Source organism: Segatella cerevisiae, assembly GCF_024054555.1.
In the GTDB taxonomy this organism is placed as follows: Bacteria; Bacteroidota; Bacteroidia; order Bacteroidales; family Bacteroidaceae; genus Prevotella; species Prevotella cerevisiae.
The window spans coordinates 111,558-120,637 of the sequence record NZ_JAMXLY010000003.1; the positions used below are offsets into that span (position 1 = coordinate 111,558).

4 protein-coding genes are annotated in these 9,080 nt (G+C 37.3%); all 4 read right to left on the reverse strand.

Annotation, left to right across the window (positions count from 1 at the left end; genetic code table 11):
• Window positions 1-32: 32 nt before the first annotated feature.
• The 4 genes from NG821_RS01680 to NG821_RS01695 all read right to left on the reverse strand — a co-directional run bounded on the left by NG821_RS01680 (window position 33) and on the right by NG821_RS01695 (window position 8,911).
• Window positions 33-3,170: a SusC/RagA family TonB-linked outer membrane protein gene (locus NG821_RS01680; RefSeq protein WP_252759928.1), complete on the reverse strand. Its 3,138-nt coding sequence runs from the start codon at window positions 3,168-3,170 to the stop codon at window positions 33-35.
• Between the two features lie 18 nt (window positions 3,171-3,188).
• On the reverse strand, window positions 3,189-4,634 hold the full coding sequence (locus tag NG821_RS01685; protein WP_252759929.1) for a glycoside hydrolase family 76 protein: 1,446 nt from the start codon (window positions 4,632-4,634) through the stop codon (window positions 3,189-3,191).
• A 9-nt stretch (window positions 4,635-4,643) separates the two neighbouring features.
• Window positions 4,644-6,473 carry a carboxypeptidase regulatory-like domain-containing protein gene (locus tag NG821_RS01690; RefSeq protein ID WP_252759930.1) on the reverse strand — a complete coding sequence of 610 codons (1,830 nt, stop codon included), beginning with the start codon at window positions 6,471-6,473 and terminating at the stop codon, window positions 4,644-4,646.
• Window positions 6,474-6,787: 314 nt separating this feature from the next.
• A complete protein-coding gene (locus NG821_RS01695; protein ID WP_252759931.1) occupies window positions 6,788-8,911 on the reverse strand; it encodes a hypothetical protein in 2,124 nt (707 codons plus the stop codon).
• Between the last annotated feature and the right edge of the window lie 169 nt (window positions 8,912-9,080).

Here is a 9,080-nt window from a genome sequence, read left to right on the forward strand (position 1 = left end):
ACTTTTATATATCTTATTTTTGTATGATAACTTTAAAATGAAATTTGAAGTCCAAAAGTATAATTTCTACTCAATGGATATAACCGACCTAAATCATCGTCAGGATGCTCCGGATCCACAAATTTCACCCCTGTAATTGTAAACAAATTGTATGCATTGAAAAACATGCGTAGCTTCAACGTCGGAATCTGTTTCCATTGAGGTAGAGTATAGCCAACTTCAATACTCTTCAAACGTAAATAAGCTGTGCTTACACGATTGAAAGAAGAATTGGAATATGGATAATGTCCGGTATAGGCATAGTATCCACTCGCCCATGCCGTGTTTGGATCATACGGATCTGCATTTTCATCTACTGGATGCCACCGATTCCAATATTGCTTCAATGTTCCATATCCCCAAATAGAATATAGAGGTTCCTCATAAGACATGGACCCCAAAGCAGACCCCTGAAACAACAGACTACCATCAAAATTCTTATAAGTAAAATCAAAGCTCAAACTATAGTTCAACCATGGCGTCTGATCAAAAGCGTAAGGATGTTCATCAAGACTGTTAATTTCTCCATCACCATTCCAATCCTCGTATTTATAATCACCAGGAAGCACATCTTTTTCGTGGTACACATTATAATTCCAAATATCATCCCAATTTTTGAATCGACCAGCACTGGTGTACCCAAACTGAAAGCCCTGATAACGTTGATTTAAATTGTCGTTACGCCACTTATCATAAGAATTGGCATAGGGACCATTTTGAATAGCTGTTAAGTATTTCTGTCGGGTAATAGTACCTATTGCCTTGACATTATATACAAAATAAGGACCTATCTTATTATGATGCGTCAGTTGAAGTTCCAAGCCAAAATTTCGGTTACTATTAACATTTTCTCTTGGAGGGTCTGCTCCTATTACCGTTGGAAATTCTGAGGTGCGATATTGGTATAATCCAGACATTACACGGTTAAAATAATCAAGCGTGAATCCAAACAAACCGTTCCATGCACTAAAATCAATACCGACATCAAATGTTTTGGCCTTGAACCAAGATATATTTTCATTTGGTATAGCTTTTGGAGTCGCTGCATAAACGAATTTGTCACCGATCACATAGCCAGGAGCATACTGGTTATAGTAACCATTATCTGCATTACCACTTGTAGAAGGATAACTATATCCAGCTACCCAATCATAACCAGCTCCGGAATCATCTCCCATAATGCCATAACTAACTCGTAATTTTAATTGATCAACATCTTTCAAAAACTTGATTTTTTTAAAGAAGGGCTCCTCTGAAATAGTCCAGCCTCCTGATACCGATGGGAAGAATCCCCACCTGTGCCCTTTAGCAAATTCAGAACTTCCATCATAACGGAATTGGGACTCAAACAAGTATCGATTAGCATAACCGTAGTTTACACGACCTATAAACGCATTATAAGCGGCTGCACTTATACTACTAGGATAGCTGTTACCAACTTGACCATAATCATCTCCATTGAATAAATATGGGGAATTAAAGGCCAAATTCCTCATTGCATAAAAACCATCATTAGTTCTACGCTGAGACTCAAAACCAAATACGCCCGAAATACTATGCGGTCCAAAATCACGGTTATAGTTTAGAGTCAATTGAGTAAGGAATTGTTGACTATCCTGATTTTCACGTGTCAAACGACTTGGAGAATTAGGAGCATACAATTTCTGTATATAACTTTGCGATTGAGAATCATAGGCATATTGGTAATATTCTTTTCTATAAATTTTATTATTATCTAAATGATAATCATAGCTTATCATTGCTTTTGCAGATAGCCCTTTTAAAATGGAAAGCAAAGTACCAAAATCATAGTTCAGAGATCCAGAAGTGAGAATCTGAGATTTCTTATATTTACGATATCCGGAAATATCTGATGACATTTCTGCAACTGTGTTTTCCTCTAAATCAAGACCTTCATAACTTAACATCGTTCCTTCAGGGTCAGCATAAGCAGGATACAATGTGCCTTGACGCCAATAATTTCGAATAATGTCTACAGAAGAACTATAAGGATTATTTTGATGATCAACCATTCCCGAAATCCTCAAATCCAAAGTCAGCCCTTTAAATAATTCGGAAGTTATATTCGAAGAAATATTATACTTATTATAATTCAAGTCACCAGATTTGAAAAAACCTTTCTGATAGGAGTACCCAAATCCTATGAAATATTGAGTTTTTTCACTACCTCCAGATATGGATACATTGCCATTAGTTTCAGGGGCAGTATCGGCAAATACCAGTTTATTCCAATCTGCAGTACGACGTGTTCCATCTGCATAATCTTTGAAATATTGCTCTGAATATGTAGGGGTTCCGCCATTGACATTATTCATAGACTTCTCATTTAACAAAGTCATTGACTTAAAAACATCCAATAATTCCGGCATACTTTTCGGGACCTGTAATGTATAAGAAACATCATAAGAGACTTTTGTCTTTCCAGCAGTTCCTTTTTTTGTTGTCACCAAAACCACTCCATTTGCAGCTCGTAATCCATAAATAGACGCTGATGCATCTTTCAGGACAGATATATCCTGAATATCTTCTGGATTCATACGTTGAAAATCACTGACATCACGAGGAATACCGTCTATGATTACGAGTGGAGATCCCATTCCTCGAATATCAAAATTATTATTGTAAGAACCAGGTTCAGCACTTTTCTGCCAAACTCTGACGCCTGGGATTCTTCCCGTTAACATATTCTGAGGATTTTCATTTTTCGTATGTAACATTTCATCTCCGCTTACAGCAGAAACTGCTCCCGTTAAAGATCCTCTCTTTTGAGTGCCGTAACCCACAACTATGACATCATGGAGTTGGTTGACATCTTCTTTAAGAATAACGTTAACTGTTGACCTCCCATCAATTGGAACCTTAATAGATTGCATTCCAATATAATTTACGATTAAAGTACCATTAGATGGGCCTTTCAGAACATACTTTCCATCAATATCTGTAATAGCTATATTCTTAGTACTTTGTATAGAAACTGTAGCACCGATAATGGGATTATTAGAGGTATCAGTTATGGTTCCTGTTACTGTAATAGTTGTTTGGGCTTGGATCCCCGTACATACTAATACAAGAAAAAACATTAAACAGCAAATTTTCAATTTGTCCATCATTTATTCATTTATTAGATTTTATTTATTTCTCTTTATTACATAATGAGAGAGCATGGCATACTCAGAAGCGAATGCAAATTCAAACATTGCCTCCGTATTGTTATTCGAAGTCGTCTTACTCCACCCTACAAGCAAACTAGTAGGTAACATCCCTCGATAAAGATAGTTGGCATACGCATAATCCAGATTATCCTGAAAAGTACTTAAAGGTAAGGAGGCATTGGAATCAAATTCATAACCAGCCAAATACCCTCTCATCAAAACATCATTGAACCATGTACTGAATCCGTCCAAAGGATACGAATAATAGCCTTCCCGAGCGGCATCTTTCTGTGCAAACACTGAGAAAGTAGCCTGCGTAAGGGATTTAATATCTGACAAATATGTCTCATCTTTCGTTAAGCTGTACAAATCTGCTCCACCTGAGAGCATTGTCCCGCTGTTATACGTATAAGCTATGCCTGAAGGAGTTGTCAGCGGAATACCCTGACGGTATCTCACCCCATCAACTGTTACATATTGAGGCATATTTTGTGTCGCACCAATCAAATCGTAATAGACACCATTCGACATCATTAGATGTGCTTTTTGCCAATCATAGATTTTCTGAGCGAAATTCAGATAAAATTGATCTTTTTCCTCTTTCTGGGTGTACCGATGTCCAGCCTGATCTATTTTCCGGTCAATAATCGAATCTTTCTTGCCCGAATAAATCTTCGAGAGCCAAACCAAGGAAGATACCAAAGGCGCATTACTACAAGAATGTTTGGTAACATAGGATGGTCCCCATGTGATTCCACCAATTTCTCGGTCCTGATCATCCAAGGTACAGTCCCAGCCGTCAAGAATATAGCTAACGAGATATTCAGCCTTATCAAGATACTCTTTTTTACCAGTAATCTGATAAGACCGCATCAATTCCCGCGTAAGCCATTCCTGATCATCATAAACATTCTTATCACCCTCTACATTAGCAGTTCCTACACTACTTCCACGATCTACACTATAAACAGTCCACTGTTTAGTCTGAGTATAAGACGTTAAAGTATAAGTCCCCGAATAGAATTCTAAGCCTTTATATAAATCTGTAAGCAGATCATTATATCTGGTATAGTTTGCATCGTAAAGATTTGGAGCAGATTCTTTCATATCTTTCAAAGCTTCCATTACGGAATTGACAGCCTCTATGGCACTGGTATACATCCATACACTTGCCACCTCTGAAGAAACAGAATTAGTATAAGGATTATAATATCTGTGCAAAGTCATATCAGAGCCTGTAAAATAACGTGAAACCGTCGTATCCGTAAGGGCAATAGCTCTTGTCAGATCACGTACTGCCCATTGTTCCGGTGTTGACGGGGTCACTTCAGGTCTTTTTTGCCCTTGATCTGTATCTGAAGAACAATCGACAAAAAAGAAAGAACACAACAATAATAATATAGAAAACTTTAATTTATACATTTTTATCCATTAGTTTAAGTTAATACTATAGATACAAAGTTTATTCTCATCACCATTATCATCGCCTTTGTATACTCCTAGCGACAATACAATGTTTTTTCCATCAAATTGAGAAAGATCAAACTGGAAGGTAGCATAGTCCGAAGGTTTACTGCTACTTCCACGCTGATGAATAAATTGGATACACCCGTTCTTGGCAGCTGACCAATCATCCGCAGAAACCTGAGTAGGACTGAGATAAACAACATTCATATTTTCATCTATGGCTGTAAGTTTAAAGAAAGTTGCATGAGATCCACTAAAATTACGGCATTTCAACACAAAATGATCATGGCCGGACTGGATTGCAAATTTCGCGAAGAAATAAGATTCTGGGGTGATCGTACTCACAGGAGTTCCACTGCCTCTAGTTTTTATGACAAAGCCTTCACTTGCAAAAGGTTCCGTATCCTTATGTAGTGGGACGAGAGACCATTCCGCTGCGATATTACCCACAGTACGCCAAGCCTGATATGCACCCTGATAATTGTCCCGGCTGCCTTGTTGTGGAGAAATGCCAGTAAATGACCATTTAGTTTGAGCCATAGTAGAACGAACCATTTCACGAGTCAGATTCCAATCTGCCAAATCTTCATTGATTGCTGTTCCTGGTATCCATCCCCAGCCAGAAACAGGCTGGTTAGAAAAGGCCAAGCGTCGTAAGACCAGTTGTTTCCAGTAATCTCCTGTCTTAGCACGGTAAGTACCAATGGCGATAACAATATCCTTTCCAATGTATTTACTCAAATCGAAAACCTCATTGGAATAACTACCATCCATAAGATTCAAAGTTCTATTATCTCCAACTTTGACAGCTTCAGGATTATTGCCTGACAAATCCACTACCTGAACTCCCCATACAGTTGGATCGTCTGCTGTAGAAGAGTGTGTTCTGCATTGGATAGTCAGTATATCATTATCACTGGTAATATGCTTTATCCCATATACATAGGAATCCAAAACACTTAAATTGGCAGGATTTTTTTGTTCATCTCCACTATTTTTAATTTGGATTGTTGTTCCTTCATTTTGTTCTTCCCAAGAACCATAAAAATTCAGAGAAGCCATATAATCTGTAGACCAATCCCAGTGAGGATAACTTTCACCGTTTCTCCCTCCCCGGTATTCACTATAGTACCAATGGTCTGCATTCATCAGATCATCCATCGTCTTGCCAGGTAGAATCTGTTCTCCTCCCATCGTAACATTAACAGTGGCTACTCCATCAATAAACTGATCAATGCTAATATTACGAGTAATCGTCGCATATTCCGATTTCGTCAAGGTGATGGTATAAATATCTAGTGGCAAGCTTCCTATCAAGAATGATCCATCTGCTCCAGTCGTTACTGATTGACTGCCCCCAATACTGACGGTTACACCGGCCAAAGGAACATTATCATGCTTCGCATCCAATACAATCCCTGAAATCTTCCCAGCTGCATAAGCCATACTGGCATCCACCTGCGCAAGTTTATTTGAATAACTGGCTGGCGTCACAGTGACGCCCATAGTCTGATAATTTTCCTTTGTAAAATGGAGAATATGCTTACCCATATCTACATTCGTCAGCGTATATTGTCCTTTACTATCTGTAGTAGATTTAATATTGGTACTATCAACCTGAACAGCCACCCCAGCGAGCGGAGCATTGTAATCATCCGTAATTATACCAGTTATAGTTCCTATCCCATAATGAGAAGAAACATCATCTTCATCATTACAAGAAGACATGCCCACCATACACATTACCATGGCAAAGAGAATGGTCAACTGAATTCCGATTTTTTTCATTTCCATACTAAAATTATTAATAGATTTTTAGATTTTCATAAATGCCTTCATGGCAAACGCGTTTCATGTATCGTTGCGAAAGTAATAAACAGCTGGTTAAAAATAAGATTAAAAACACCTTAAAAACGCAAAAAATATGGTAACCTGATTATAGATGCGTACCCTTATGCTAGACAAATGAATTCTGATAAACATGACAATTAACTTGTGGATCGAGTGAATTTCATTATATAGCATTGTGGTCCGGTATTTACCAGCTTTCTTATCAATATATTTATATTAACATAATTTGACGAATTCACTTTATTTATATTTATTCTTTAATAATCAATGAGAACTTGAACACCTGATGGCTGATTTTCGAAAGATAGGAATAAGGTTCTACTCTTTTTATCCCAAGAAGATGAATTCAATTTAATTGCCTCATCATTATTTATTCTCAATTTGATCGACTTTGGACTTCGTGGAAGTAAAATTCTCATATTATTAGTTGTATTACTAGGCGCCTTAGCTATAAAAACATATTTATTATCGTGATTTTGCTTCATGCAAATTCTACTTGCAGAAGCTAACACTTGAGGACGCCCTTTTACCTTAATGGTAGATAAATCATATAATAATGATTGCGTTCCAGGGGCAACTGCTTTCCTCTCAAGAATCGGTAAATTGGGATTAAATAGATCTATGAATAGTCCTCTAAGAACCAAAGGATTTTTGCTTATACTTTCTGTCATTACAGAAGATATTATATAAGGTCCTCTCTTCAAGGTAAAAGAATTTTTCAGAATTAACTTTTCTTTTTTAACTTTCGTTCTATAGATTTCGGAAATAGTCTTCATTAATTTTCTATCTCCACCCACAGTCATAACATACTTCTTCGGATTATCTTTCAAGACATATACAAAACCTCTACCATAAGAGTAAATTCCACTTGAAGGAGATGCTTTTATTCCCATTCGCTCAAACAATTCGTCTGAAGGCTTTTCATACTTATTTTTTCCACTATTCCACCATTCCTTTACAGACTGAAAAGGATCATCATCTTTTGAAACATAAACTAAAATTCCACCTTTCTTAACCCAATTAGATAATTGCACATGACTATTCGGTTCCATTGGCTTCATGTTAGAGTAAGTCATGAGAAGCATCTTAATCCCAGATAAAGATTCCCGATATCCTAGATTTTCCTGATGAATAATGTGAACAGGAACACCTCGTTTTACGAGTGGCATAACTAGTCCATAGAAATTTGACAAACTCGGGTCATATTTGTCTGAATAGATTGGAGAGCGCTGGAACATGAGACTATTGCACATCAATACACCAATGCCTTGAGTTCCTGATATCTTATTTTTAGACAAAGGCATTGCTTGCAGGGCATTCTGCATAATCTGAACCTGAGTAGAATAAAAACGAGGGATATGACCTTTTTCTGAACTTGCAGGACCTAAAGTATAAAGACCTTCATAGATTCTCTCTGGCCAAGGCATAATTTCATAATGATCAACATCTGGATAGAACAGTTGTGCCGTGTAGGTCGCTTGATAATTGTTTTTATAATCAGACCAATCTCTTGCCCAATCTTCCACCGGATCTGTGAGGAAATACATTTTACGGTGAGTAGGGGACGTCATTGACTGCATACAGCCATATTCTAAAAGAGCATTTTCAAATACGCGTTCAGCTTTTCTCCCGTTGTAATAATTTGGTTCCCGTGACGTACCCGTCCAGACCTGAGCAATATACCCATCCACAGAAGATAATGAAGCGAGGCTTGCCTCAGGACTGACAATCTGCCATTGAGAATAATTAATTAGAGAATGAGTTGGAACATAACATTTAATATCAATGCCCCTACCCTTACCATATTCTTTTGCATAATCACAAACCGTTTTTAAGGCTCTATAGTATAGATAGTATTTTAGTTTATTGGACAAGTAAGTATTTTCCGGGGATATATTTGGAGATCGCCAAGGAAAGCCATAATAGCTCTGCCACTCTTTTTTAAAAGCTTCGCTATATCCGGATCGGGCCCAAAATTCTGGTTCCTCAAGATAGATGGAAGTAATTCCACTATCTATAACTGGCTTTATATTCTGTTGTTCAAAATATTTAAGATAATTAAGGGTCGGCACGATATAAGGCACATTCTTTCCATGCCAAATAGTATCACCTTGAGCTGTTTTTTGACCTTCATCAAAATGACATCTACCATCCCATTTACCCATGAAATAATTTTGATATTCCCCCCATGCAATTCCTGTCATGAACTGAACATGATACCCTTTCTTCTTCCAGGAATTCACTCTAAATTGGAAAGAAGATCTATCCTCTTTCTGATTTTCGGAGGGATTACCATTTACACCATAAACCATGGCGATATCAGCTCGACTATCAATACTAGGTTTCCATGCACGAGAAGTTTGAAAAGACGTTTTATCCAAGTTATGCTCATTTTGTGCATAACATTCTACAGATAAATTTATATGATTATCCTCAATTGGGTGATTAATAATTTTGAGTATTCCCCGATATTCATTACCTTTGCATCAATTATCAAAACCTCGTCAAAATGAAACTGATAGAATTTTCAAAACGCTTCCCCGATGAAGC